Raw genomic sequence first — 26,791 nt, 5'->3', positions numbered from 1 at the left:
GCTGCGTAGCATGGGGTGCATGACTGAAAAGAAAGTAGCAGTAGTAACCGGTGCCTCCTCTGGTATTGGGGAGGCCACCGCGCGCTCTTTGGCCAAGGACGGTTGGCACGTCGTGGTGGGAGCTCGCCGCACAGACCGCCTGCAGCAGCTTGCCAATGAAATCGGTGGCGAGGCCTATGAGCTGGACGTTACCTCCGATGTTTCTGTTTCCAAGTTCGTCTCCCACCTCGACCGCGTAGATCTTTTGGTCAATAACGCCGGCGGTGCCAAGGGCTTGGAGCCGCTTGTCGATACCTCCATTGAGGACTGGCAGTGGATGTACGAGACCAACGTGCTCGGCACCGTGCGCATGATTCAGGCGCTCATGCCCAAGTTAGAGCGGGTGCCGGATCTTTCCGGGCTGATTATTAATGTCGGTTCCATTGCCGGCTGGACGGTGTACGAAGGCGGTTCAGGCTATAACACCGCGAAGCACGGCGTGCGCGTGATTTCTCGCGCGCTGCGCCTAGAAAACCACGATGTGCGCGTTACCGAGATCGATCCTGGCCGCGTGGCCACGGACTTTTCCTTGGTGCGCTTCAAGGGCGATGAGAAACGCGCGGCCAAGGTGTATGACGGCCAGCTCAACCTCGTGGCAGAGGATATTGCCGAGGCCATCCGCTGGGTTGCTGCCCAACCGGCCCACGTCAACGTGGATACGATGACCATCAAGCCGCGCACGCAAAGCTAGGCTGCCTTGCTTTCGAGCATCGAACCTTTGATACTCCGGAGTGTAAATGACGATCCCTTTGTAACGACAAGTAAGTTAGAAGAAGAGAGAAAAGGAACCTGAGTTCTCGATATTGTGCGACAAATATTTATAGAGTTTTGAAAATTTTCTTGAAAGTTCACCAAAGGTTTGGAGCGTTTAAGTAGCAGTGCAAACTTGCACGAGAAGCAGTCAAATAGGATTTGAACAACGAAAATTACTTAGCTGATGTGTTCCGTCGACTTGGAGTGACATGCGAGGATGAACATCGCGAAAACGGATTAAGCGCTCGCGATTTTCAAATAAATTACGAAGCCTCAAATTTTACTTAGTACATGGAACCAAGCTTGGATGATTAAGCTTGTGAAGTTTTCTGAGTTTAGATGAGTTTCACTTCAAAACTACTCTGCCTGTTATGCTCGGTCACTAGTGACTCAAATCCTTGAGGGCTTTTGACAGATCTAAGTACAAGTAGTCATCATTTGAATCTTCTGAGCCACGTTCGCTAAGCCAGTTGACAATTGACTTCCAATTATCCAGTGACGCATCTATATTTTCTTGTTGTTTAATGATGCTGATAAGAATTGTTTCGGTTCTCGCCGCTAGACGAACCTGATCGTATTTATTGTTCTTTATTGCCTGAAATAGTGTCTCTATATGATCCTTTTTTAAATCTTTAGCAAAAAGTTCCAAAGCGCGAAGATTCGCCTCGGCATCACGAAAACTGCAAGATTCCCTGACCAGCACTAAAGCCCGTTGAATTAAAGATTCACGATCGGAAGTTAAATTATGTAATGTAGCTAGTTGCTTTGCTTCCAGATTGTCGATTAGTTGAGATCTGCGGTCCCTAAATTTCTGTTTGAGCGGAGGGTCGCCAGCTAAGTAACCTTTTGAAAAGAGATCGGAGTCTTTAGCTGCGGAGATTACCGTTGATAGACGTTTTTCGGCGGTTCCGGGGATAGTATCCCAAAAAGTCTGCTGTGAGCCGTATGCCCCGACAGCACGAATAAGAGTGGCGTCATCTAGCTTTCCGCTTTTCTCCCAGTTAGCAAGAACGCTGTTAAGAGCTCTTTCGAAATCACCGGGTGCTGCAGTGCTCAGGCTACAAGCTGATGACCGTGCCCGTGAACCTACCCTCGGATCTTTCTCTGGTAGCTCCGCAGTGGATTTTAAGCTCCACTTGATCAAGAGCTTGCAAAGATTCAGTTGTGTCGATTTTGTGGAATGCCGGTAGAAACGGTCAACAAAGTAGTCTTCATCGTCGGGCCAACCGTCGCTTAAGATTTCTTTTTTGAATAGTTCGAGTTGAGCCTTACCCGCTATCGGTGGATGAGAGAATGTTGCACGATGTGCGGCGATAATATGAGAGCGTACTAGTTCTCCGTCGGGTTCAAACAGTTTATCATTCTCGATGAAGCCAGGATGAGCGCACAAATCTCGATCTGTCTTAAGCCTTTGGAGTTCCTCTCTTTCCCGGTGGGTTAGAAGATTAAATTCTTCTTCGCACTTCTTGAGGAGTGTCCTTTCGAACTCTTGAGCTCGGGTGACGTTTTTATCTCTAATAGCAGTGTCATAGCCTTCCAAGTGCTTGCGCACTTCATTATCGCCAGTATCTGCCAGATATCGAAGTTTATGGATAAGGTCTACGGCAACTGTGATCCACAGCGAAACTAGTGAGGCACGGTGGGCGCCTGCATGATAGCAATTAATAACTTCGGAGAGGAGTGCTCGTGTTTTGGGGTTCTCTATTTCTAATTCGAGGGTGCTGAGATCTTTCATTAGAGATCCTAAAAAATAGATTTGGCCAAGTACAGGCCATGATTATAGTTGCCAACGCGGTGATCGAGATGAATTACACAGCAGCAAAATGGGTTAATGAATAGTTTTTAAGGCCCCGCAGGCTCATCAATGAGCGAGGGGCCTTAGGCTTTATAATTTTTTGCGCCTTATTGCAGACCGAACTGATCCCATGCGGCAGGGGCCAGGTTCTGGTACACGTGCTTGTGCTCTTGGTATTCGGCAAGGCCGGTGGGGCCCAGCTCGCGGCCATTACCGGACTGCTTGTAGCCGCCCCATTCCGCCTGCGGCAGGTACGGGTGGAAATCATTGATCCAAATGGTGCCGTGGCGCAGGGCGCGGGCAACGCGCTCGGCGCGGCCGGCATCGGAGGTGCACACCGCGCCGGCCAGGCCATACTCGGTATCGTTTGCGATCTCGATGGCCTCCTCCTCAGTGGTGAAGGTCTCGATGGTCACGGTCGGACCGAAGGCCTCGTCGTGGACGCAGTCCATCTCGCGGGTAGCGCCATCGATAATCGTGGGCAGGTAGTACACGCCCTGGCCCAGATCCGTGGTGCCGGTGCCGTGCTGGCCGTTGGTGTCCTCGCTGGTGGCGGCGCGGCCGCCGGTGAGGATCTTGGCGCCTTGTTCGCGGGCCTTGTCCACGTAGGCTGCTACCTTCTCGCGGTGATCGGCCGAAATGAGCGGGCCGGTCTCGGCCTTCTCATCGGTGGGGCCACCGATCTTGATCTTCTCGGCGCGCTCGACCAGTGCGGCAACGAATTTATCGTGCAGGGACTCTTCCACTACGATGCGCGAGCCAGCGGAGCAGACCTGGCCGGAGTGGAAGAAGGCGCCGTTGAGCGCGTTATCCACGGCGACGTCGAAGTTGGCATCGGCGAAGATGACGTTCGGGTTCTTGCCGCCGAGCTCCAGCGCGGTGCGCTTGACGGTCTCTGCCGCGTTCTTTGCAATCAGCTTGCCGGTGATAAGGCCGCCGGTGAAGGAGACCATGTCCACGTCGGGGTGCTGGGAGAGCGGATTGCCGCAGTTGGCGCCGGCGCCGGTGATGAGGTTGCCCACGCCATCCGGCAGGCCGCATTCCTTCAGCGCCGCCATGAGCAGCATGGCGGTGTGCGGAGTCAGCTCCGCCTGCTTGAGCACGAAGGTATTGCCGGCAGCAAGGGCTGGGCCCACCTTCCAGGACACCTGCAGCAGCGGGTAGTTCCACGGGGTAATCAGGCCGCAGACGCCCACCGGCTCGGCGTCGATGCGCGAGCGCAGGTTGGGATCTTGCGGGTCGACCACGCGGCCGGCTTGGTGCTGGGCCAAGGTGCCGAAGTACTCGAAAGCATTGGCAATATCGTCCATATCGCCCAGGGATTCCTCGTAGCGCTTGCCGGTATCCGCGGATTCGGCTTGGGCAAAAAGTTCCTTGTGTTCCCGGATGAAATCCGCCAGGCGGATGACAATCTTGCCGCGCTCGGCGGACGGCGTTGCGGCCCACTCGCCCTTATCGAATGTTTCACGTGCAACCTGGATGGCACGCAGGGTATCTGCCTCGGATGCCTCGGAGACGACGCCGACGGTAGAGCCATCGGCAGGGCAGACAATGGTGCGGGTCTCGCCATCCTGGGCGGCCTCCCACTGGCCGTTGATGAAGAGCGACTTCGGGGCATCACCGGAGTGCACGCCCTGGAGCAATTCGGTGGTCGTGGGATCGAACAAGGTGTTCTGGGTGCTCAAAGTGCAAGCAACCTTTCTCTAATTGCGGCGGTATCGCCCGCCAGTTTAACTATCTTCGCGCCAGGTGCGTTCCGGCTCGGCGCCATCGGAGACATCGGAATCGCCCGGCTGGCTTTGCTGCATGTAGAGGAATGCCAGGTGGCGCTCGTACAGGTCCAGCACGTTATTGATGATCTGGTTTTCGGAGTAGCCGTAGACGTCATAGCCCAGCGAACCGGTCATGTCGTAGACCTCAAGGCGGTAGTACTCGCCGTCGCCCTCGCAGAAGTCCGGGCGCTCCGCGGAAACAGGGAAGAGCTGGTAGCGGAATTGGCGCTCGTTGTGCAGCCGGACTTCGAGATCGAGCTGGGGCAATTCGGCATCGGGAAGCTCACTGGTGAGCAAGATGGCGTCATAGCCGCGGGTGCGCATTTGCGTGGCCACCTGCTCGAGGGCGTAGGTGGCGGTTCCCCGCAGGTAGTCATCCATGTCCTGTTTGGTGGGGAAGGAATTGGCGCGGTCCAGGCGGTTCTTCCACAGGTTGGAATCGCTCGGCTCGCGCTCGGTGCGGCTGCTGATGGCGCCGTGCAACGCGGTTTTCCGGGCCTCACGCTGGAGGATTTCCAGGCGCAGCGACTTCCAGAGCGAGAACATGATGAGGTAGACCACGAACGCGAAGGGTAGGCCCATGACCACGGTTGCAGACTGCACGGTGGCAATGCCATCGAGCTGTAGCAACGCCAAGGTGAGCGCGCCGACGGTGATGGACCAGAAAATGCGCAGCCACCGGGCGCCATCTTGCCGGTTATCCGTGATGCGGGAAGTGAAGTTCGACATGACCAGCGCACCGGAGTCGGCCGAGGTGATATACAGCAGCAGGCCGATGAAGGTGGTCAGGAAGATGACGATGGCGGAGCCAGGGAATTCCTGGAGCATGTCGTAGAAACCCTGCTCCGGAACGTTGATGGCGTTTTCTGCAAATTCCGGATAGTCACCGGAGCGCACCATGTCCAGGGCGGTATTGCCAAAGAAGGACATCCACATCAAGATGAACAGGAAGGGGAAGGTCAGCGTGCCCAGGATGAACTGGCGCAGCGTGCGGCCGCGGGAAATGCGGGCCAGGAATAGGCCGACGAAGGTTGCCCAGGCAATCCACCAGGCCCAGAAGAAGAGGGTCCAGGACTGCATCCAGGTATCCACGCTGGCTTGGTCCTCAGCAAAGGCGAAGGTCTCCAGCGTCCAGGAGGGGAACTTGGAGACGTAGTCACCGATATTGGTGACGATGGCGTCGAAAAGGTAGGCGGTCTTGCCAAAGACCACGACGTAGATCATCAGCGCGATGGCCAGGTAGACATTGAGCTCGGAGAGGAAGCGAATGCCTTTATCCACACCGGATACGGCAGACAACGTCGCAATGGCGACCGCGATAATGATGAGCCCTGATTGCAGCCCCAGTCCTTGCTCGATGCCGAAGATGAGGTGGAACCCGTAGGACAGCTGCACCACGCCGATGCCCAGGGATGCGGTAACGCCAAAGACGGTGCCCAGCATGGCGGCAATGTCCACCGCCGAACCAATGGGCCCATGCACGCGCTTGCCGATGAGCGGGTACAGCGCCGAGCGGATAGCCAACGGCATATTCAGGCGGTAGGCGAAGTAACCAAAGGCCATGCCCATTAGCGCATAGAGCGCCCAGCCGGTAAGGCCGTAGTGGAACATGGCATAGACCACGGCTTCTTTTGCGGCCTCCATGGTTTCGCCATCGCCCACCGGCGGGTCCATGTACATCGTGACCGGCTCGGCCACGGCGAAGAACATGAGGTCCACGCCGATGCCGGCGGCAAAGAGCATGGATACCCACGAGAAGGTATTGAATTTGGGCCGGGAGTGGTCCGGGCCCATGCGGATGCTGCCGGTATTGGAAAAGGCGATGTAGAGGACGAAGACCACGGCGATGGTGGCGGTCAGGACGTAGAACCATCCCAGGTTCGTGCCGATCCATCCGGTGACGCTGGCGAGGGTATTCGCCGCGGATTCTTTGCCAAAGCCCGCATACAGGGCCATGGCGATAATCAGGACACCGGAAATGATAAAGACCGGCCAATTGGGCTTGGGCGCGGCCACCTCGTCTGCGCCGACATCGTCGCCGGTTTCGGCCTTGTAGCTGCCGACGATGGCGCGGACTTGGTTGCGCGGTTTATGGCCCTTGTCCCCAGTTGGGTGAGTTTCCCCAGTGGAGTGAGCGAGAGAGGTGTCGGAATCCCCTGTGTGGGACTCTTCATGGTCGTGCGGACCACGGTTTGCCATCTACTTCTCCTAGTCTTGATCGATTAAGTGTCGAATCTTTCGCAAGACTGCCCCGCAATTCCCCGAAAAGAGGGGTAAGAGATAGGTTGGTGGCATAAATCATATGCGAGCAATCTATGCGTAAAGACCCCGGATTTCATCTACTCAGATGCATACCCGAACACCGTAAATATACATTAATCTGGGAAAACGTCCACCAGATGTGTATTCTGGGGGCGCTATTGCGCATAAATGAAAGCGGAAAAGTATAGATTTTTTGCGCAGGATACAATGGATCCGCCCGAAATACGGCGAGAACTACGCGTGAGATGGCTCACAGAAGGAAGGGGATTTATGGGTATTGTGGACAAGTTGACTAAGAAGCGCTCGACAAAGAGGGCGACGGATGAGGTCAGCGATGTGGTCGTCGTCGGCGGTGGCTCTGCCGGCTCCGTCATCGCCGCTCGCCTGACCGAGGATAAAGACACCCGCGTGCTCGTTCTTGAGGCCGGCCGCCCGGATTCCCTGTGGGACCTATTCATCCACATGCCTTCCGGTTTCTCTTTCCCCATCGGGGCAAAGAACTATGACTGGATGTATGAATCCGATCCGGAACCGGAGATGAATGGTCGCCGCATCTACCATGCGCGCGGCAAGGTGCTTGGCGGTTCCTCTTCCATCAACGGCATGATCTACCAGCGCGGCAACCCCATGGACTACGAAAAGTGGGGCCAGAACCCGGGCATGGATAACTGGGATTTTGCCCACTGCTTGCCGTATTTCAACCGCATGGAAACCACCGCTGCCGCAGAAGACGATGATCCGCGCCGCGGCCACGATGGCCCGCTCTACCTGTCCCGCGGTCCTGCTACCTCGCCGCTGTTCCAGGCGCTATTTAAGTCGGTACAAGAGGCTGGCTATAACCTGACCAATGACGTCAACGGTTACCGCCAAGAAGGTTTTGCCCCCTTCGATCGCAATATCAAGCACGGCAAGCGCTGGTCCGCTGCCCGCGCCTACCTGTACCCTAACCAGGACCGCGACAACCTCGAGGTGCGGACCCGCGCATTTACCACCAAGATCCTCTTTGAAGGCACCAAGGCAGTGGGCGTGGAATACGAGTGGCAGGGTGGCACCCACCGCGTCTTCGCAGAAAAGATCGTCTTGTCTGCCGGTGCCATCAATACCCCGCAGCTGCTTGAGGTCTCTGGCGTGGGTGACCGCGAGATCTTGGAAAAGCACGGCATCGACGTCGTCAAGCACCTGCCCGGCGTGGGTGAGAACCTGCAGGACCACCTCGAGGTCTACATCCAGTACGAGACCACCAAGTCCACCGCTTCCTCCCAGCCCTACCTGGATAAGTGGCGCTGGCCGTTCATGGGCCTGCAGTGGCTGCTGACGAAGAAGGGTCCAGTGGCCACCTCGCACTTTGAGGGCGGCGGTTTCGTGCGCTCCAACGAGGATGAGGCCTACCCGAACTTGATGTTCCACTTCCTGCCCATGGCGGTGCGCTATGACGGCCAAAAGGCCGACGTTAAGCACGGCTTCCAGTGGCACGTCGGCCCGATGTTCTCCGATACCAAGGGCCACGTGCACATCAAGAGCTCCGATATCCGGCAAAAGCCCTCCATCCTCTTTAACTACCTGCGCACTGAGCAGGACCGCCGCGAATGGGTAGAAGCCGTCCGCGTCGCCCGCTCCTTGCTGGATACCAAGGCAATGGAGGAAGTTGGCGCCCGCGAGTTCAGCCCGGGCCCAGAGGTCCAGAGCGATGAGGAAATCTTGGAGTGGGTCCGCAATGACGGCGAAACCGCACTGCACCCATCCTGCACCGCCAAGATGGGCGATGAGTCCGATCCCATGGCCGTGGTGAACCCAGAAACCATGGGAGTATGGGGCATCGATGGCCTGTATATTGCCGATGCTTCCGTATTCCCCTCGGTTCCCAACGGCAATATCTACTCCCCGACTATGATGGTGGGCGAGAAGGCTGCTGACCTCATTGCCGGCCGCACGCCGCTCGAGCCCAACTACACTCCGTGGTACAAGGCACACGAGGATATGCCGCTCTACGCCGAAGGCGAGGCAATCCGTGACCACAAAGAGGCACCGAAGGGTGCTTACTAACGCCCGCTTACATTAAGGAGACAAAGCCGTGACCATTTCCTCTCTTCTTACCTTGATGGGAATTTGGCTCGCGGCTTTGGTGTCTCCGGGCCCGGATATCGTGCAGGTCATTCGCGTGGCCCCACGATCCACATGCGCCGGGCTATTGTGCGCGGTGGGGGTATTTAGCGGGACGGTCTTTTGGATTGTCGCCTCCCTGGCCGGTTTATCGGCGCTAATTACGGCGCGGCCGGGCGTGCTGAGCATCTTGCAATTGCTCGGTGGGCTTTTCTTGCTGTACATGGGTGTATCGTCCCTGCGCAGCGGGTTAGCCGCGCGGCGCGCGCCCGCTCACGAGGTGGACACGGAAGACTATGCGGACCAGGCACGGGCGGCTGGCGATGCCGACGTCGAAGACATGACCAACTGGCGGGCCTTCAAGCTGGGGCTGGTGACTAACCTGTCGAACCCCAAGGCATTGGTGTTTTTCGGTGCGGTATTCGCCCAATTCATCCGCCCGGATATGTCCGTGGGGTGGACTATCGCGGTGGCGTTAATCCTCGCGGCCATGTCCTTTGTGTGGTTTTCCGCCTTTGCGCTGCTCGTGCGCGCGGCCGCGCGGTGGACGGCGCGGTATTCCGCCGGCATCGATATGGTCTCAGGCCTCGTCTTTGGCCTGCTCGGTGTGGTGATGGCCGGGGAGGGTGCCACCGCGCTGCTGAAATCACAGTAGTTACCTGTTTCGCTGCAGGTGAGACACTTCCTACAGTTGAATGCGTTAGTAAAAATGCATACGAATGTGGAGGTGTTAGGTGGCTATAGGTGCCCTTGTGACCCTGATGGGCGTATGGTTCGCGGCCATGGCTTCGCCGGGGCCGGATGTGGTGCAGATTATCCGCCTGGGTGCGCGGTCCACCCGCGCGGCGGTGTGGGTGGCCATTGGCAGCACGACGGGCCTTGCCCTGTGGACCATCGCTTCGCTCGCCGGGCTTTCGGCATTGATCTCTACGCATGAGGGCATCCTGGTGCTCCTGCAGGTCCTCGGCGGCAGCTATCTGCTGTGGATGGCCTATAGCGCGATTTCCTCCGGCCTGCGGGAACGGCGCGCACCCGCCACCGTCGTGGGCACGGAAAAGCAGGCACCCCAACCGCGAGGGTTTACCCCGGACGGAATTATTAAGGCAAAGACGGCCTACCGCATGGGGTTGGTCTGCGATCTTTCCAACCCCAAGGTGGTCATCTTTTTTGGCGCCATCTTTGCCAATTTCATCGACCCAGGAATGGGCGTGGGCGGAAACGTCGTCGTCGCCGCGGTACTGGTGCTGGAAAGCTTGGTGCTCTTCGTCGGCGTCGGCTTGAGCACGCGCGCGGTATCGAAGTGGATGGCCAAGAACTCGGCGTGGGTGGACATCGTCAGTGGCATCGTCTTCCTGCTCCTCGGCGTGGTTATCCTCTTTGAAGGCATCCGTGGGCTTATTGCGATGTAGGCTGAACTTATGATTTTTACTACCACAAATACCGTCGACGGTTATGAAATCACCAAATACCTGCGCATCATCGCTGGTGAGACCGTTACCGGCATCAATATGCTCAAAGACTTTGGGGCATCGATACGCAATATTACCGGTGGACGCGCCTCAGGCTATGAAAGCGAAGCCATCAAGGCCCGCGAGGCGGCGCTGGATGAATTGTGGCGCCGCGGCCAGGAATTGGGTGCTGATGGCGTGGTGGGCATCGCCTTCGACTATTCCCCAATGGGCACCAATAATGACATGCTGTTGGTCACCGCCACGGGCACGGCGGTCTCCCTGCGCGCGCGTGACTAAGCCTGTCCACCCCCACCCATAGCCGCGCGGCAACGGGCTCTGGGTAAGCTGGGCGGCGTGCTTGAGGTTGCAATTTCTGGCGAGTCCATCAAATTGGGCCAGTTTATTAAACTGGCCAGCTTGGTCGGAACCGGTGGTGAAGCCAAGGAACTTATCGCAGAAGGCGCGGTCACGGTCAACGGTGACACCGAGACCCGCCGCGGCGCTACGCTGCAGATTGGCGATGAGGTGTGCATCGAAGGCACCTGCGCGCGCGTGGGCGAGCCCGACGATGATGATGACTATTTTGATGAAGCCACCGCAGACGATGACTTTGATCCGGAAAAGTGGAGGAATCTATAAATGCCCGCATTTGAAGCCGAAGTAGGCATGCCCTACTGGATCGATCTGACCACCTCGGATCCGCGCAAGTCCGCCCACTTTTATGAGCAGGTCTTGGGCTGGGAAATTTCGGCCGAGACCCAGGAGGACAACCCCTATCAGATGGCGCGCCTGCAGGGCCTGCCCATCGCCGGCCTCATCCCGCAGCCGGAGGAAGCCCCCACGCCGGATACCTGGGTGACCTACTTCCTCTCCAAAGACATCGACGGCGATTGCCAGCGCACGGAGAACCTCGGCGGGAGGATCCTCGCCGCCCCCCAGCCCGTGCAGCTGGGCCACATGGCCCTGCTTGCCGATGCCGCCGGTGGCATGTTCGGCCTCATCCAGCCCTCTGGCCCAGAGCACTTCGTCGCCGGTGGCGAACCCGGCACCCCGGTATGGCACGAGCTGACCGCCACGACGCGATTCCAGCAGGCCATGGACTTTTATGGCGAGCTATTCAACTGGGAGATTCGCGCCATGGAGTCTGAGGACGAGAATTTCATTTACGCCACCGTGGAAGAAGACGGCGCCCCGTTCGCGGGCCTGTGGAATGCTGAAGGCCAGTTCCCACCCCAGGTGCCGAGCTTCTGGCAGACCTACCTAGGGGTGCGCGATATCGATGAAGCCGCCAAGAAAGCGGTAGAGCTCGGCGGTGAAATCATCCGCGAGCCGTGGGATTCCCCCTTCGGGCGCATGTGCCTGCTCGCGGATTCCACCGGCGCGACCGTCACCCTGACTGAGGTCGAAGACGCCCCCGAGGATGAGCCCACCGAATCCGACGACGTGCTCAACCCCACCAGGGACTAAGCGCGGGGAGAGAGGCGTTGATGACAGGCTCCTCTGATTTGGCACAGCGCGTGCTAGCCATCGTGGCCGTTATCCCGCCCGGCAATGTGTCCTCCTACGGGGAGGTGGCAAAACTCGCCGGGTGCGGGGCCCGCAATGTCGGCACCGTGATGAATAGGCACGGCGGTAACGCCGCCTGGTGGCGCGTGGTCCGCGCCAATGGTGCCTCCCACGATCCCGTTCGCGCGGAAGAATACTGGAACCGCGAGGGCATCGAGCACTCCCACGGGCGCGTCGCCATGCATAAGCACGGCATGGATGCGCGGGACCTAGAAGTATTGCTGCGATAGATAGTACAATAGGGAAACTTTTTGCATTTATAGCCTGCGGCGATGTACATCCACGGCTACGCTATATGCGTTATGAAAAAATTAGCTATTGGTTCTCTCGTTACCGCACTTTCCTTCGTGACCATTCCCGCTGCCCAAGCGGTCAGCCTCGATCCCCAATCAGTGCCTGATCGTACGCAGATCACCGTTAGGCACGATTCCGGCGCCACCGTCTCGACTGCCAATAGTCACGAGTCCCGCCCGGCGCTATCCTTGAGCAAGCTCTACCTGGGATATTGGGTGCTCAAGTATGGTTCTGCCGCCGATAAGGCCCAAGTGGAAAATATGATTCGCTATAGCGACGATAATGTGGCCAGCGACCTGGACCGCCGCTACCCGCAGGCCATTCCCAGCATCATCCAAGAATTCGGGCTGAGTGAAACTCACTACACCGGCTACTGGGGAACCACGCAGACCTCGACCGAAGATATCGCGCGGTTTACCGCGGAGATCCAGCACGACCCCATCGCAGCACCCATTTTTGCGGGAATGGCCACTGCTGCTCCCGTGGCTGCGGATGGGTACCGCCAGGATTTCGGCACCGACCACATTCCCGGAGTATGGGGCACCAAATTCGGTTGGTCCGATGACCGCACCATCCACGCCTCCGTATCTACCGGGCATGGGTTTACCGTAGCCGCCAATACGTATGGCGATGCGCAGACCCATACCGCGGATGTCATGCGCGGCATCGACAATGCGCCGGTCGGCGGGTCCAGTGAGGCCATCGGCGCGCGCATCGAAAACGACCTCAACCTGCCAGAACCTGCGCAGCAGGCGCTTCGCGATGCCACCCGCACCGCGGCCGATCTTGAGCGCCAAGCGTGCGCGAACGCTAATCAAGCCCTGGCGCAGGTAAGCCAAGTGCGGGTGTGCCAATAAGCGCCGAGGGACTGGCCGTTAGATCAGGTTCCAGACGGTCACGGCCATGATGACAAGTCCCATGCAAAAGACGAAGTAATTCCAGATGTCGTTTTTGAACTGGGAATAGTCATCGACCTTTTTAAACATGTAGACCGGCACCAGATAGACCAAGAATGCCACGAAGATGCCGCCAACCACTGAAATCATGTCCATGATGGAGGGGTTGAAGACGGCCACGAGGGCCGTTGCCACGAATACGATGACATAAATGATGTTGAGCAGCGCGCGGCGCGAAAGCTTATTGGCCATGCGGGGAACGGCAATGCGCAGGAGGTACTCGGTGCCTTCCTCGGAACCAAGCATGTGCCCGAAGTAGGAAGAGATGATCGCGCACATGGTAATTAGCGGTGCCATATAACCAATGAACGGCGTGCCCGTGACGTTGGCGAAATAAGACAGCACCGGGATGTTTTGATCGGCTGCCTCCTTCAATCCGTCCGCTCCGAGCGCGAGGACGCAGGACCAGACGAAGAACATGGTAAATACCACGAGCATTGCGGCGGTATAGAGCTCCACGCGGGAGACGAACTTCTCCGTCTTTTTGCCGTAGGCCGGCTGCACGTCTACGGAGAATTGCGATAGCGCGGCCATGTGGGAAAAGGAAAAGACCAGCACCGGAAGAATAAGCAGGATGCCCTTAAGGATTCCCCAGATACCGCCTTCGTATTCAACGTTGAGGAAGCTTTCGAAATCCCACTTGGGGATCAAATAAATGGAGGTTGCCGCCAAGGCGACGATGAGCGGGTAGACCAGCATCTGGGCCAGCCACAGCATGGGGCGGCGGCCGATGGCAAAAAGGCCCGTCATGACGCCTACGCAGGCAATGGATAGTATCCACCTGTTGATGCTCGGCCCGCCGAGCTGGTTGACGATGAAGCTATCGACCACATTGGTAATGCTGATGCCATAAATGAGCACTGTTGGCACGATGGCCAGCCAATACAAGACGGCGATGAAAAGGCCGCTATTGCGGCCAAGGTAGTAGCGCACCAGCTCTAGGACGTCTTTCCCGTGTTGTTCTTGTGGTGCGCCGCTGACTATGCGGGCGTAGGTCCGGTGGGAAAAATACACCAGCGGGAAGATGAACACGGTGGCGAAGACGAGCGGCCAAAATCCGAAGGCGCCGGCGTTGAGCGGCAAGAAGAGGATGCCGGCACCAACACCGGTGCCAAAAAGCGCGATGACCCAAGACAGGGCGGAGCCCACCGCCTTCTGCCGGTTGGCTTCCTCTGCGGAATTTGTCGGAGCTGCCCCCTCGGTACTTTCCGTGCTGTCATCCGTGCGGGACTCGTGGGTTGGGGCATTCATGAAGGTCCTCAGTCCTTAAAGTGGAGGATAGGTGGCAAAAGCGCCTTGTAGAGAGTGTAGCGAAAGTCACTACCCGCATGTGCCTTAAACCACAGATTTTTGCGGCCGGGGGGGATCTACGGAAGGCTCGAGCGTCTAAAGCAACCGCGTTTCTCTGAAAGCTGGAGAAGTTTTGGCGGAATGCGGTTGGTTTGGACATTTTGGGAGAAACAAGCACGGCTTGGGGTTAGCGGGTGAAGGATAGCGCCTCCTCTGCGGTGCTGTGGCTGTAGCTGTCATCGTCGTGTGCGTATTTATTGCCGCGCAGGATGAGCCAGACGCTCAGCGGGTACAAGATAATAGCTACGGCAAGGGCCTGGATAACGGCCGCGATATCGGAATCGTGCAGGTAATTCCAACCAAAGTGGAGGAGGAAGGATACCGCGAGGCAGCCGAGTGCCACGCTGATGCGCCACCAGAGCGGCTTGGCGGCAGCGTAGAGGGCCCAGCCGATGCCCCAACCGGCCAGCGCCGTGAGCAAAACGTGCAGGCCAGGGCCGGCGATAAGGCGCAGGCCCCACATCTGTATGAGCCCGGTGAAATCGCTATCCGGGTGGGTGGTAGCGCCCATGGAGCCGTAAAGGATGTTTTCGTTGGCTTCAAATCCAAGGCCGATGACGGCGCCGACCATCCACCCGTGCCAGGGGCGGTTGAGTTGGCGGAAGGACATCAGGACGAATAAAACGCCCGTGGCCTTGGAAATCTCTTCGGGATAGGCGCCGCTCCAGGACATGAAGGAATCGATCCAGCCTGAATTGATGGCGAGCTGCATGACCGCCGGGGAGCTCATAGATGCCAAGCTAATGGCCATGCCGGAGCCCCATAAAAAGGCAAGCGGTGCCCATACGCGCGCCGGGCGCGCCCACATAGGGCTCAGGCGCAATAGCGCGATGACTACCGCGACGAGGATCGCCGCGATGAGGATGCTGATAATGCCCATCAGCGGTGAGATCAATAGGGTGATGACCGTCTGGGAGATAAAACCGATAAGGCCCAGACCGGAGAAAATCCACAGCGCGGTGCGAAAGAGCTTAGACATTTAAACCAAGGCCTTTCCAGAAAACTCCTCGATATCAGCGGTGACTTCTTCTGGTAGTTCGTCTTGCCCGAAGGCCTTCCAGAGGCGTTGAGTGGTCGTGCGCGTTGCGGCGGATTCCCCGGTGACGGTGACCACCCAGTCCTTATTTTCGTCCGCACCGGTGCCGTTGATGGAGATGGCGGCGGTGGAGGAGGGGGCATCGGCAAGCGCGAGGGCGCCATTTTTACCTTCGTAGACCTCGCCCTCGGGAAGACCTGGGGCCATGCCATAGGCCCGGACCATGCGGCGCAGGGTGTGTTCATCGTCGTCGGTATCTTCCACGATGACCGCCTGCACGGAGGTGTCACCGCAGGTCCAGCCAACGCTAGCCAGCGAAGTATAGTCGCGCTCGCAGTACAGATCAGGCACGGTAATATCCCAGTCCTGGCTGGGATCAGACAGGGTTACTTGCTCCACATCGGCGGGGTGCGGCGGTAGCACCGCGTGGACGATGGCGGGCAAGGCGAGGACCACCGTCACGAAGGCAAGGACGGCGATAAAGAGGACGCGCGGCCGGGCTGGTGGAAAGCGGAATTTTTCCATAGTCCATACCTTAACTGGAAGGTTTGGCCTACAGTGGCAACCATGAAAGATCTTTATCAATTAGTCAACGGACCTTGGGTAGAAAATCACGTTGTCCCAGATGATCGCGGTGTGGATGGCACCTTCCACGCGCTGCGCGATGAAGCAGAAGAACTGGTTCATGACATCGTCAAAGACAACGATGCTCGCCCCGGCAAGCTGTATGCATCCTTCATGGATACCGCGGGCGTCAACAATGCCGGCATGGCTCCATTGGATGCGGACCTTGACCGCTTGAGCGCCGCCGATCCCACGGAATTGGCGCACCGCTTGGGCGAGCTCGAGCGCGAGGGCGTGGGGGCGCCGGCGACGTTCTGGGTGGAAAAGGACTCCGGCTCGGAAGAGGCCGTTGCCTATATCGTGCAATCCGGGCTAGGCCTGCCGGATGAGGCCTACTACCGCGAGGAAGCGCACGCGGAAACGCTGACCGCCTACGAGAAGCACGTGGCGGAGATGCTGGGCTTTATCGAGCCCACCCGCCTATTTGGCCTCGGCACCGAAGTTGCCGCCGAGCGCATCGTCGGTTTGGAAAAAGAACTGGCGGCGGGCCACTGGGACGTGGTTTCTACCCGCGATGCGGTAAAGACCAATAACCCGTGCGAGTTTTCTGAGCTGCCCTCCATCACCCAAGCCTTGCTCGCCGGCGGAAAGCTGCCGGAGCACCGCGTGGTCAATATGATGCCGTCCTACCTGGAGCACCTGGAAAAGCTCTTTACCGCTGACCGCATGGCTGATTGGCAGCTGTGGGCCACCTGGCACATCCTGCGCTCCCGCGCGGCCCTCTTGCCGGAAGAAGTAGGCGCAAAGAACTTCGAGTTCTACGGCACCCGGCTCTCTGGTGCGACCCAGCAGCGCGACCGCTGGAAGCGCGCGGTGGGCCTGGCAGAAAGCCTGGTAGGAGAGGAAATTGGCAAGGAGTTCGTGGACGCGCACTTCCCAGAATCCTCCAAGCGCGAGATGGATGAGCTGGTGGATTATCTCATCGCTGCCTACCGCGAGCGCATTTCCCAGCTGGAGTGGATGACCCCGCAGACCCGCGAGCGCGCCCTAGAAAAGCTTTCCCAGTTCAAGGCCAAGATTGGTTTCCCCGATACCTGGCGCGACTACTCCGGGCTGGAGATTTCTGACCAGGGCGCGGAACTGATTGCCAATGCCCGCGCCGGGTCCGCCTTTTCCCACGACTATGAACTGACAAAGATTGGCAAGCCCGCCAACCGCGACGAGTGGGTCACCACCCCGCAGACCGTCAACGCCTTCTATAACCCGGTGGTCAATGACATCACCTTCCCGGCCGCCATCCTGCGCCCGCCGTTCTATAACCCGGATGCGGATGCCGCTGAGAACTTCGGCGCCATTGGTTCTGTCATCGGGCACGAAATCGGCCATGGCTTTGATGACCAGGGCTCGCAATTCGATGGCCAGGGCAACCTGAACTCCTGGTGGTCCGATGAAGACCGCGCGGACTTTGAGGCGCTCACGGCAAAGCTGGTGGAGCAATTCGATGGCCAGGTGCCTACGGTGCTAAAGGATGCTGGCACCGAATCTTCCGGCGTCAACGGCAAATTCACCTTGGGTGAAAACATTGGTGACCTAGGCGGACTGGGCATTTCCGTGGTGGCCTACAAGAATTACTGCGCCGATAAGGGCATTGACCTGCTGGGCCAAGAAGAAGAATTTGTGGTCGACGGCGCCGAGCCGGAATTGGCCGAGCACACCTACAACGGTCTGCAGCGCTTCTTCTTGTCCTGGGCCCGCGTCTGGCGCACGGCCATCCGCCCGGAGATGGCGACCCAGTACCTGGCCATTGATCCGCACTCGCCCGCGGAGTTCCGCTGCAACCTCATCGCCGCGAATATCGCCGAATTCTACGAGGCCTTCGACGTAGACAAAGACTCCCCGATGTACCTGGCCCCGGCGGACCGCGTCACCATCTGGTAAATTAGTTCTTCCCCGAGCCTGCCTTGTGCGCATCATGTGCACGCGTAGGCTCGGAAATATGACTGATGCACACGATAAAGATCCGCACCGGCCGCTAGAGCCCGGCCAACAATGGCGCATCGGCGGGCAAGACCGCCAGATGAGCGAGGAAGAACAGCTAGAGCAGCTGGTTTCTTATATCGACGCCCATTATGAGGCGCCGGATTTCCGCCCGCCTTGGGTCGGCGGTGGCTCGCCGGAGGCGGACCAGTATTGCGCCCTACTGCCAGACCGCATCACCCACGCCGCCATGATGGTGTTGGGCACCGGCGTTAATCATGCGCTTCCGGGTACGGCGTTTACGGACGGCATTACCGTAGACTCCGCCGAGGTCGGCGCCATTTTTCGCCCCTCTGAGCCCACTGGCCGGTGGGCGGTATCGTTGCACTCCGGCGGCTGGTGGCGCGGCGATGGGAAGGCGCTGGAAATGCAGTGGCGCCCCGAGGTTGCCGCCGCCGCGCAGCTTTCCGGCACCACGATCATTGACGTGGATTATCCGCTCGCGCCGGAGCATACGGTCAAAGACATGGTCGCGGCGGTCAACCGCGCCATTGATTATGCCCGCGAGCAGGGCGCCTCCCACGTCACCACGTGGGGATATTCTTCCGGCGGTGCATTGGCAGCGCTCGCGCCTGCCGATGCCCTCTTGCTCACCTTCCCCGACTTCGGCGCCCTAGCCAACCTGCCGGAGGACTACCGCGTGGGCTATGAGCTGCCTAAACAATTCCCTGAGACCTTCGTGCAGACCGCGACCGAGGATGAGATAGCCGATCGTGTCCACATTCCCCAAGCTAAAGAGCGCGATTATGTCTCGACCCACCGCGTGTCCACCCCGGCCGTGGCGCGCCAGCGGGTGCAGGATGCAGCCGAATTTTTGCGCGGTGAGCTGACGCAATAAAACCGGCTGCGGCTGGCTGCACAGCTAGGGGCGGTCGCTATTGCTCGCCCTCTGGCCGGATCTTCATCTCGGACTCTTTCCACAGTCCAGAACGAGTAACGTCCTCATAATCGATCTCTGCCTTGGCCGGGGTATTGCCCTGTGAATCGGTACGCAATTCGTACTTTTCAATGGCGCCCCAGTCGCGCGCCCAATCGTTATTGAGGTAGCTCGGGATTTCGTAGGAGTAGTTCACCGCTTCCGCAGTGGACATGGCACCGCCGCCGGAGAAGGATTGGAAATCCGTCAGGGAGGTTTGCGCCGCCGCATCTGGGAGGATGCGATACTCCGGAATCTCGGTTACGCCGGCGTAGTGGTCAAAGGTGCGCTGGCAGGGGAACTGCAGAGCCACCGCCCAGTCCAAGAGCGCGGGCTTTTCCGCAGGGAACTGGTTATTGATGCTGTCTAGTTCCGGCACGCGCGGCGGGGTGAAGGCTAGCCAGTCATCTTCATCGGTGGAATCGTCCTCGGCCACTAGGCGCACGACATTGGCTTCTTCCGGCAATTCATCCATGGGCAGGCGCAGGTTGCGCCACTTGGGGGTGGCGCCGACATCGGAAAGCTCTTTTTCTCCCTTATCGGTGACCTTGCCATCCTCATCAATGGTGCCGTATTCCAAGGTGAGCTCCATGCCCTCTTGTTCCACATCATTGACATCGTGGTGATAAATCTTGCCCGCGGCGCTGACAGCCAGAACCGGGGTATTTTCCGTAGTCTCCGGCAGGTGATACCACTTCGTGGTTACCTGGGACAGCGACTCTTGGCTTTCGGTGTAGGAGCCCAAGACTGGCACGCTGGTGTAGTCCAAGTTGAAGGGCAGGTGCATGGTCGAGCCATTGACGCCCTTCGTGCCGCGGACACCGCCTTCAGACGTATCGGTGCTTTCTGAAGCCTTCTTCCCAGCGCGGCGGGTCTCCTGCGAATCATCAGAAGAATCCCCGCCCGATTCCTTATCCGTCCCAGCGGTGGCATCGTCTTGGCTGGTGGAGTCGGAATCTTGGGAGCTATCTCCAATGGCACCCACAGAAGCAGAATCCTGATCCTCAGGCTCGATGGATTCGGGGATATTATTCGGCCCGAATCCGTTGCTGGTTTCATCCTTGTCTACCAAGGAATCGCCCAAGTCCCCATCCACCGGGGTGAGGAAGGAGTCATTGGTATTGGTTTCTACCAAGGTTTCATTGGCTAGCGAGCAGGTATCACCGCGCAAGGATGCTAGGTTGCCCTTGCCCACTGAGTAGGAATCCGCCTGGGCGACGGTGGCCTTGGCAAAAGAAGCCATCGAAAAAGCCACCACAATGGCGCAGGCTACCGCGATGGGCGCGGACATGATGCCGGCCGAGCGCGATACCTTCGCGGCGGCTTCTTGCTTGAATTCTTTTTCCGTGCCTTCCTCTTGGGCCTGCAATTTGTGATGGCTGTGGCGCAAGGATTGCACCACGCCGACCGCGAGGACGACCAAGGAGATGGCGAGCAGGATCGAGTTGGCCTCAATACCCTTGAACTGCACCGTGCGGTCCCACCATGGGATGCCGAAGGAGGATACGTACCACCAAGCATTCCAACCCGCGAAGGAGATGGAGAGCAAGAAGAGCACCGCGGCGATGCTAAAGGTGCGGGCGCGCGGGGAGCGCAACGCAAACCTGGATAGCACTACGGCAGCCAGCGCAGCGATCACCCCGGCGACACCGGCATAGATACCAAAGTGGTGCGTCCACTTGGTCGGGGTGAACATGAGGAAGAACATCGACAGCGCCACGATGATGAGCAGACGCTGGGTGGGGCCGACTGCGGCACCAATAACGCGGCGGTCCTTGATAAACGCAGCCAGGATGAGCACCAAGCAAAACAGCATGGTGAGTACGGCGAAGCGGCGGGTCAGCGAACCATCCACGGATTCTTGGAAGAGCGTGGAATAACGGGCGTATTCGGCATACCACGGCAGCGACGGGCCGACCTCCGAGCGCACCCGGGTGGATTCAGCGACGCTGGCCAAGGTCTGATCTCCAAAGGCAGCGACGATGATGGCAGTGCCGGAAGCCAAAAATGGGGCAACCAAGCTAAGCCAACCGGTAGCGCCACCGCCCATGGCGGGCACGCGCGCGGCCATCGCACGGAAAAGGTGCGGCAGGCTCACGAGGAATACACCAACCGCAAAAAGGCCAGTGGGGCCGGCGGCGAGCGTAATCGTGGCAGCGATGGTGCCTACGGCTGCCGGCAGCAACCGGTGGGTGGCAATGGCGCGCTCAAAGGATGCCCACGTCACCATCACGCCTAGGGCCACGATCGGTTCTGGGCGGGTGCCGTTGTTATACGGCAGCCAGAAGGCTAGGAACATTAGTGCGGCGGTCCAGTGGCTGACGCGGCGGGCATCGACGATGTCCCCAAAGCGCGGCAGCATTTCCCGCGAAAGAATGAACCAGATAATGAGCCCCGAAATTAGTCCGGGCAGGCGGACGAAGACCGACGCCGTGGAAATCTGCGATAGTAGCGCGACGAGGTCATAGTACGGTGAGCCGAATGGTGCCTCGGGCACGCCGTACCACCGGTAGTAGTTGGCCATGTACGTGGCGTTATCGAAGACGCGGCTCATAGAGAAGATGAAGCCATCGTCAGAGGTATTGGCACCGAAGATGTACCAGAGGCCCAAGACGGCGGCGACGACGCCATCGAGGGGGCGAATCTTCTTCCACGTTTCTGGCATGAAGCGCAACTTTTGCCCATCAAGGCGGTCAATGCGCCACAGGCAGAACAGCGAGACAATCACCATAGCGACGCCGAGCCACATCGCGATGGACTTAATCAGCGAGGGAGAAGAAGTAAACCGCGAGTTGATATCGACGTGGATATTCAGCCCGTCATCGACCAAGTTCTGCACATTGGCATCATCTTTAAGCTCGGTATACACACCGGTGACCTGCGGGCGCAGGTCATCTTCGGTGGTCTTTTTGTGTTTGCCGACGCTGACGGTGGTGCCGTCACCGGTGGCGGAGATGTGCAGCTGGGCGTCATCGGAAAGCTGCGCTACTTCTTTAGCGCTTAAGGTCAGTAGGACCTCATCGAGCGAGACCACAGACAAGCCGTCATCGCCGGAACGGACAAATAGGCCGCGGTTCGATGCCTTCTTGGACTCGGGTGGGACGGTGCTGTAGACCATGTTTTGGCCATCGCGGAGCTCATCCACCGCGGACATGGGGATGGTGGCCTCCAAGTTTTCCGGCGCCACGGAGATAAGTGGTGCATTGATAGATTGCAGCGAATCATTCTGCGGCCAATCAAAGGAAGACTGGGTTTGGTTCACTGGCAATAGCGGGGTGGCTATAAAACACAGGAAACCAATTAACCCGGCGATGATCGCGGTCCAGCGCAACCCGGCAGGGGCTGTGGCGATACTTAGCCCGGAGGGGCGTGCTTCTTTCGATTTCGTTTTAAGGCTATCTGACACGGCGATTAGTGTACGTCAGTCTGGCCCAAGTTCCCGTGTGCACGCCCCGATAACCCCGGGGAAGTGTGGGTGAACTTACTTGGTTCGCACCGCCGTTACGAATGGACCCGTTTGCTCCAGCTCCCAGCCTTCCGCAAAGACCTCGGGGTTGAAGAAGACTGCGCGGTAGCGAATATTTGGCTGGTTAGGATAGATATCCTCAGCCAAGTGCACCTTGAACCCATCATCTTTATTGTCGAGGTCGCCGCGGAAGATGATGGCATCCGGCCCGCGCCACGGTGCGGAATCGAGGGATTTTTGGAACTCTGCAGGAGTAGAGTCCCATGACTCATCCGCCCAGGCTTCAATCTGGTCATTGCGGTGTTTGAATTCCCCGAGGGGATTTGCATAGTGGCTGGTAAAGGCGTTAAAGCCCCAGTATGGGTAGTAAGCCATGAAGGTTTTTTCATCCGTGAGGACTACCGTTTCGTTGGCCGTATAGCCCTGATCCTGGATGAAGTTGTGGATATCCAGATAATAATGAGCGGAATCGCTGGTAAAGCGATCCGCGCGCTCGCCGTAACCATCGGTATCACTGTAGGCGTGGTCGATGGCATCTTCGTTTGCCTCGGGAATCTGCTGGGCATAATGGACTCCAGCCAAGGCGAGGAAAATGCCAAAAACCGCCGTAATCCGCTTATTGGCCGTGTGGGAGAAACTAGCGGGGTACAGGCGGTGAATACCGGCTGTGCGGACTTCCGCAAGGGCAAGGATACCCGCCGTCGCGAACAACAGCACCACGATGACCTCAAGGCGGAAGCTCAGTAGGGTGGTGCCGACCAAGGTCATCACCATGGACAGCACCGTCCATACATAAATGCCTATGATGGACAACCCCAGCGCGCGGACTTCCGCATCTCGCAACCGGATGATAATAAAGATTAGACCGGCAAGACAGAGGAATCCCACGATGCTCAAGGAAAGGAACGGCACCGGAATTTGCGTGCCTTCTTCCGGCAAGTAGTGCTGCGCGGTGGCTTGCAGGGGTGCGGTCGAATGCAGAACCTGCCAGAGGTATGGGGCCCAAGCGATGGCTGCGATGGCCAGCGATCCCACCGCGATGATGACTAGGCGCACGATGGGTCGCCACGCCCGGTCGTACAGCGCGGTGAAAACGGCGATCAGACTGACCACGGTCAGCGCTGCCGCGCCGGTGAACAAGGTATAGAAGGTAGCGGAGATTCCGAGGTAGATAGCGACCGCGGCGGTAGACAACGACGATCCTTTGAATGCGCGCGCGCTTAACACCGCGATGGCGGGCATGCCCATGGCGATGACCGCGGAATAAGGCTCTTCCGCCGCGATGGTCAAGGTAATGGCGGTGGTGGTAAGCGCAATAGCTGTTCCCACCGGCAGGGATTTAGTGAGGTGTTGCCAAATGGGAACGAGGATACAGCCTGCAACCGCGATGGAAATCAGGCCCCACGGCTGATAAACCTCCCAGCCGGGAATACCCAATATGGAGCCGAGCCGTCCGCCTAGCCAGAACCAGCCCAGCGGGTAAAACGTGGGCATGTCTAGGTAGTTCATGTCCGCATAGCCCATTTGATCTACTGACCGGGTAAGGAACTGGGTGCGGAATGCCTGGTCCACCTGCACGCCATCGAGCCATAAGCGCGAGGCAGACAGCGGCAGGCCCACGGTGGCAAGGGTCAATAAGGCGGGGGAGAGATACGTGATGGCGTAGGTCACCCACGTGCGCCAGCGCGGGCGAGAGAAATTCTCCTTGTAGTGGTCATAGAGCCACCACGCGCTAAAGCCACCTGCCAAGGCCAACGTCAAGATCACGCCGACCGTACACAGCGCGCGGGTGACCATGGAGGTATTAAAGGAGGGCAGGGAGACGGTTTTGAAGGCATACCAGCCGAAAAGCGTAATTGCCCCGCCGCCCAGCGCTGCGAAAATAATGCCCAGCAGGGTGCTGCGGTGCGACATGGCATCGGCGTGGTAGGCGGTGGTGCGTTTCTCCTCGCTCACGGGAACTGCTTGGGAAGGCGTAGCTGGGCTTGTCATGCCCTTTAGTTTCGCATACCTTAATCACTCTTCTGGGATTAGGCGCGGTGTGAGCTGGCTTATTAACTAGCAAAGCGCGCAGGGCCGCGGGCCTTGAGGAGCCCGGCATACCCTGCGCGCAGGAACTGGTTAGAACGGCAGCTTGCGGAAGATGGGCTGCGGGATGAACTTGAATGCCAGCGATACGTACTTGAACAGCGGGTGGACGTAGATGGACTGCTTGCCATCCAGTACCGCCTGCACGGTGGCCTTGGCCACGTCAGAGACATTGACGGTCAGCGGGGCATCGCCGGCCTCAGCGGACATCTTGGTGCGAACCTGGCCCGGGCGGACGACGAGCACGTTGGCGCCAGAGCCGCGCAGTGCTTCATCCAAGTTGATGTAGAAGCCATCCACGCCGGCCTTGGAAGCACCGTAGACAAAGTTGGAGCGGCGCACGCGCATGCCGGCCACCGAGGACATCGCCACGATGGTGCCGTGGCCCTGGTGCCTGAACTTTTCACCCAACAGCACGCCGACGGAGACGGGCGCGGTGTAGTTGGTCTGGGCAGAAGCCACGGCCTTGTCGTGGTTTTGCCACAGCTCTTCCTGGTCACCTAGGGTGCCAAAGGCCACGATGGCGATATCGACATCGCCGCGCTCCCAAGTCTTATCGATGACCGCCGGGTGCGAGTCAAAGTCGGTGGCATCAAAGTCCACGACCTCGACTTCCGCGCCGCGGGCCTCCAGGTCAGCCTGTGCCTTCTCGATGCGCGGGGACTGGGCGCGGGCGGCCAGGGTGACCTTGGCGGGTCCGCGCTCGAGGAATTCGGCGACGACGCCGAGGCCGATTTCAGAGGTACCGCCCAAAAGCAGGATGTGCTGGGCTTGGCCTACTGCATTAAGCATGGTTTAAAAAATCTCCTTCATGAGGGGTGGTGATGAGTCCAGTGATTAGTGCAGCTCGAGGCGGCGGGACATATCGGAGGCAAAGACCCCGGTGGGGTCGATGTCATTGCGGGTCTTGAGCCAGCCTTCTAGGCCCGGGTACATCTGGTGGAAGTTCTCGGCAGAGGTGCGCGATTCCTTTGCCAAGTACAGGCGGCCGCCAAACTCCATGACGCGGCGATCCAGGTCATCGAGAAGCTCGCCCAAGCCCGGGCGGATGGGGAAGTCCACGCAGACGTTCCAGCCAGGCATCGGGTACGACAGCGGCGCGCGGTTTCCTTCGCCGAAGAGCTTGAATACGTTCAGCGCGGAGTAGTGGCCGGAGCGCTGGATATCGCGGATGATCTCCTTGAATGGCTCCACGGCCTCCGTGGGAACGACGAACTGGTACTGCAAAAAGCCCTTGGAACCGTAGCCGCGGTTCCACTCGCCAATGAGATCGAGCGGCTGGTAGAACTGCGTCAAGTTCTTTACCTGGTTCTTCGCCGGCGCGCCCATGGTGTAGTAGGCCAAGCCCACAGCGGACAGGCTGAGCTTATTCAGCGTCCAAGACGGGAAGATATCCGGCACGGTCATCAGCTGCGGAGCGTTGAACTTGAGCGGATCCTTCGCCAGCTTGGGGGCCAATTCCTCGAGCTGCGCCAAGGTGGCCAGGGAGCCGCGGGAAATGGTGGAGCGGCCCAGCTTCGGCTCTGGGGAGATGACATCGAACCAGGCGGAGGAATACGTGTAGTTGTGCTCCGAACCATCCGAGTGGAAGGCAATGGTTTCTTCCAGGTTATCGGTGCGATCCGTATCCGCGATGAAGTAGGCGGTCTCCGTCTTGGTCATGCGGATGGTAGCGCGCAGGATGATGCCGGTAAGGCCCATGCCGCCGATGGTGGCCCAGAAGAGGTCACCGCTCGGGTCATCCTCGCTGCCCTCTGGGGTGAGGTGGAGAACGCGGCCATCAGCAACCAGCAGCTCGATGGAGACCACGTGGTTGCCAAAGGAACCGGCGGAGTGGTGGTTCTTGCCGTGGATATCGGGGCCGATGGCGCCGCCGATGGTGACCTGGCGGGTGCCCGGCAGGACCGGAACCCACAGGCCATAGGGCAGCGCGGCCTTCATGAGCTGGTCAAGGGTGACGCCACCATCGACATCAACAAGCGCGGACTCCGGGTCAATGGAGTGGATCTTGTTCAGCTTTTGCATGTCGATGACCAGGCCGCCGCCATTTTGGGCGGGGTCACCATAGGAGCGTCCCATGCCGCGCGCGATGACGCCGCGGCGCAGGTGGGCGGGCTTGTCCGAGTTATCGTCCGCGACCTGTGCCACTGCATTCTTGATGACGTCCACGTCTTCCGTGGACAGCACATGGGCGGTCGTGGGGGCGGTGCGGCCCCAGCCGTGCAGGGACTTTTCGGTGGTATGTAGTTCCATCTCTTACTCTTTGCTCGACGGATTGTATCGATGTACCAGCCTACCTAGCTCATAGTGCGGTGGCTGGAGTGACGTTCGTGATATTTAAAACAG

21 protein-coding genes are annotated in these 26,791 nt (G+C 58.8%); 11 read left to right on the top strand and 10 right to left on the bottom strand.

The genetic code is table 11. The annotated features are described in order from the left end of the window. Window positions 1–10 precede the first annotated feature (10 nt). Window positions 11–730 carry an SDR family oxidoreductase gene (locus tag QP970_RS07985; RefSeq protein WP_237792272.1) on the top strand — a complete coding sequence of 240 codons (720 nt, stop codon included), beginning with the start codon at window positions 11–13 and terminating at the stop codon, window positions 728–730. Window positions 731–1,174: 444 nt separating this feature from the next. Here the strand turns inward: QP970_RS07985 and QP970_RS07980 are convergent, their stop codons facing one another. The 3 genes from QP970_RS07980 to betT form a co-directional block, all read right to left on the bottom strand. After that, on the bottom strand, window positions 1,175–2,527 hold the full coding sequence (locus QP970_RS07980; protein ID WP_284772149.1) for a hypothetical protein: 1,353 nt from the start codon (window positions 2,525–2,527) through the stop codon (window positions 1,175–1,177). 167 nt (window positions 2,528–2,694) lie between these two features. Then, window positions 2,695–4,272: an aldehyde dehydrogenase family protein gene (locus tag QP970_RS07975; protein ID WP_284869845.1), complete on the bottom strand. Its 1,578-nt coding sequence runs from the start codon at window positions 4,270–4,272 to the stop codon at window positions 2,695–2,697. Window positions 4,273–4,317: 45 nt separating this feature from the next. Then, a complete protein-coding gene (gene betT, locus QP970_RS07970) occupies window positions 4,318–6,558 on the bottom strand; it encodes a choline BCCT transporter BetT (RefSeq protein WP_239275737.1) in 2,241 nt (746 codons plus the stop codon). Window positions 6,559–6,891: 333 nt separating this feature from the next. Between betT and betA the strand changes: the two genes are divergently transcribed. The 8 genes from betA (at window position 6,892) to QP970_RS07930 (ending at window position 12,889) form a co-directional block, all read left to right on the top strand. Next, complete coding sequence (gene betA, locus QP970_RS07965; RefSeq protein ID WP_239269664.1) at window positions 6,892–8,664, top strand: choline dehydrogenase; 1,773 nt, start codon at window positions 6,892–6,894, stop codon at window positions 8,662–8,664. Window positions 8,665–8,692: 28 nt separating this feature from the next. Next, a complete protein-coding gene (locus QP970_RS07960) occupies window positions 8,693–9,376 on the top strand; it encodes a LysE family translocator (protein WP_239269663.1) in 684 nt (227 codons plus the stop codon). 106 nt (window positions 9,377–9,482) lie between these two features. Then, window positions 9,483–10,130 (top strand): LysE family translocator, encoded by a 648-nt coding sequence (locus QP970_RS07955; RefSeq protein ID WP_005276251.1) that lies wholly within the window; start codon window positions 9,483–9,485, stop codon window positions 10,128–10,130. Window positions 10,131–10,139: 9 nt separating this feature from the next. Beyond that, a complete protein-coding gene (locus QP970_RS07950) occupies window positions 10,140–10,469 on the top strand; it encodes a YbjQ family protein (RefSeq protein WP_005276253.1) in 330 nt (109 codons plus the stop codon). 57 nt (window positions 10,470–10,526) lie between these two features. Continuing rightward, window positions 10,527–10,811, top strand: a complete 285-nt coding sequence (locus QP970_RS07945; protein WP_023016489.1) for an RNA-binding S4 domain-containing protein — start codon at window positions 10,527–10,529, stop codon at window positions 10,809–10,811. Continuing rightward, on the top strand, window positions 10,812–11,639 hold the full coding sequence (locus QP970_RS07940; RefSeq protein ID WP_284772150.1) for a VOC family protein: 828 nt from the start codon (window positions 10,812–10,814) through the stop codon (window positions 11,637–11,639). It abuts the gene before it with no gap. A 20-nt stretch (window positions 11,640–11,659) separates the two neighbouring features. Beyond that, a complete protein-coding gene (locus tag QP970_RS07935; protein ID WP_239269661.1) occupies window positions 11,660–11,968 on the top strand; it encodes an MGMT family protein in 309 nt (102 codons plus the stop codon). Between the two features lie 72 nt (window positions 11,969–12,040). Continuing rightward, window positions 12,041–12,889, top strand: coding sequence for a hypothetical protein (locus QP970_RS07930; RefSeq protein ID WP_239269660.1), 849 nt, complete (start codon window positions 12,041–12,043; stop codon window positions 12,887–12,889). 18 nt (window positions 12,890–12,907) lie between these two features. Here the strand turns inward: QP970_RS07930 and QP970_RS07925 are convergent, their stop codons facing one another. From QP970_RS07925 to QP970_RS07915, 3 genes are all read right to left on the bottom strand, one after another. After that, window positions 12,908–14,239, bottom strand: coding sequence for an SLC5/6 family protein (locus QP970_RS07925; protein ID WP_239302394.1), 1,332 nt, complete (start codon window positions 14,237–14,239; stop codon window positions 12,908–12,910). 226 nt (window positions 14,240–14,465) lie between these two features. Beyond that, window positions 14,466–15,317, bottom strand: coding sequence for a PrsW family intramembrane metalloprotease (locus QP970_RS07920; RefSeq protein ID WP_239269658.1), 852 nt, complete (start codon window positions 15,315–15,317; stop codon window positions 14,466–14,468). Further along, window positions 15,318–15,899 carry a hypothetical protein gene (locus tag QP970_RS07915; RefSeq protein WP_239269657.1) on the bottom strand — a complete coding sequence of 194 codons (582 nt, stop codon included), beginning with the start codon at window positions 15,897–15,899 and terminating at the stop codon, window positions 15,318–15,320. A gap of 42 nt (window positions 15,900–15,941) precedes the next feature. Between QP970_RS07915 and QP970_RS07910 the strand changes: the two genes are divergently transcribed. Further along, window positions 15,942–17,876 (top strand): M13 family metallopeptidase, encoded by a 1,935-nt coding sequence (locus QP970_RS07910; protein WP_239269656.1) that lies wholly within the window; start codon window positions 15,942–15,944, stop codon window positions 17,874–17,876. Window positions 17,877–17,934: 58 nt separating this feature from the next. Continuing rightward, window positions 17,935–18,813: an alpha/beta hydrolase gene (locus QP970_RS07905; protein ID WP_239269655.1), complete on the top strand. Its 879-nt coding sequence runs from the start codon at window positions 17,935–17,937 to the stop codon at window positions 18,811–18,813. A gap of 37 nt (window positions 18,814–18,850) precedes the next feature. Here the strand turns inward: QP970_RS07905 and QP970_RS07900 are convergent, their stop codons facing one another. The 4 genes from QP970_RS07900 to dprE1 all read right to left on the bottom strand — a co-directional run bounded on the left by QP970_RS07900 (window position 18,851) and on the right by dprE1 (window position 26,698). Beyond that, window positions 18,851–22,297: an arabinosyltransferase domain-containing protein gene (locus QP970_RS07900; RefSeq protein ID WP_239269654.1), complete on the bottom strand. Its 3,447-nt coding sequence runs from the start codon at window positions 22,295–22,297 to the stop codon at window positions 18,851–18,853. Window positions 22,298–22,372: 75 nt separating this feature from the next. After that, a complete protein-coding gene (locus QP970_RS07895; RefSeq protein WP_239269653.1) occupies window positions 22,373–24,349 on the bottom strand; it encodes a galactan 5-O-arabinofuranosyltransferase in 1,977 nt (658 codons plus the stop codon). Between the two features lie 129 nt (window positions 24,350–24,478). Then, the gene (gene dprE2 / locus QP970_RS07890; RefSeq protein WP_239269652.1) at window positions 24,479–25,237 is read right to left on the bottom strand and encodes a decaprenylphospho-beta-D-erythro-pentofuranosid-2-ulose 2-reductase; all 759 of its coding nucleotides are present in this window, start codon (window positions 25,235–25,237) and stop codon (window positions 24,479–24,481) included. A gap of 45 nt (window positions 25,238–25,282) precedes the next feature. Further along, the gene (gene dprE1 / locus QP970_RS07885; protein WP_239269651.1) at window positions 25,283–26,698 is read right to left on the bottom strand and encodes a decaprenylphosphoryl-beta-D-ribose oxidase; all 1,416 of its coding nucleotides are present in this window, start codon (window positions 26,696–26,698) and stop codon (window positions 25,283–25,285) included. Between the last annotated feature and the right edge of the window lie 93 nt (window positions 26,699–26,791).

The sequence above is a fragment of the Corynebacterium sp. MSK073 genome (assembly GCF_030232085.1).
Classification (GTDB): Bacteria; Actinomycetota; Actinomycetes; order Mycobacteriales; family Mycobacteriaceae; genus Corynebacterium.
The sequence above is the reverse complement of the archived record's forward strand: the minus strand, read 5'-3'. Positions and strand labels throughout refer to the sequence as shown.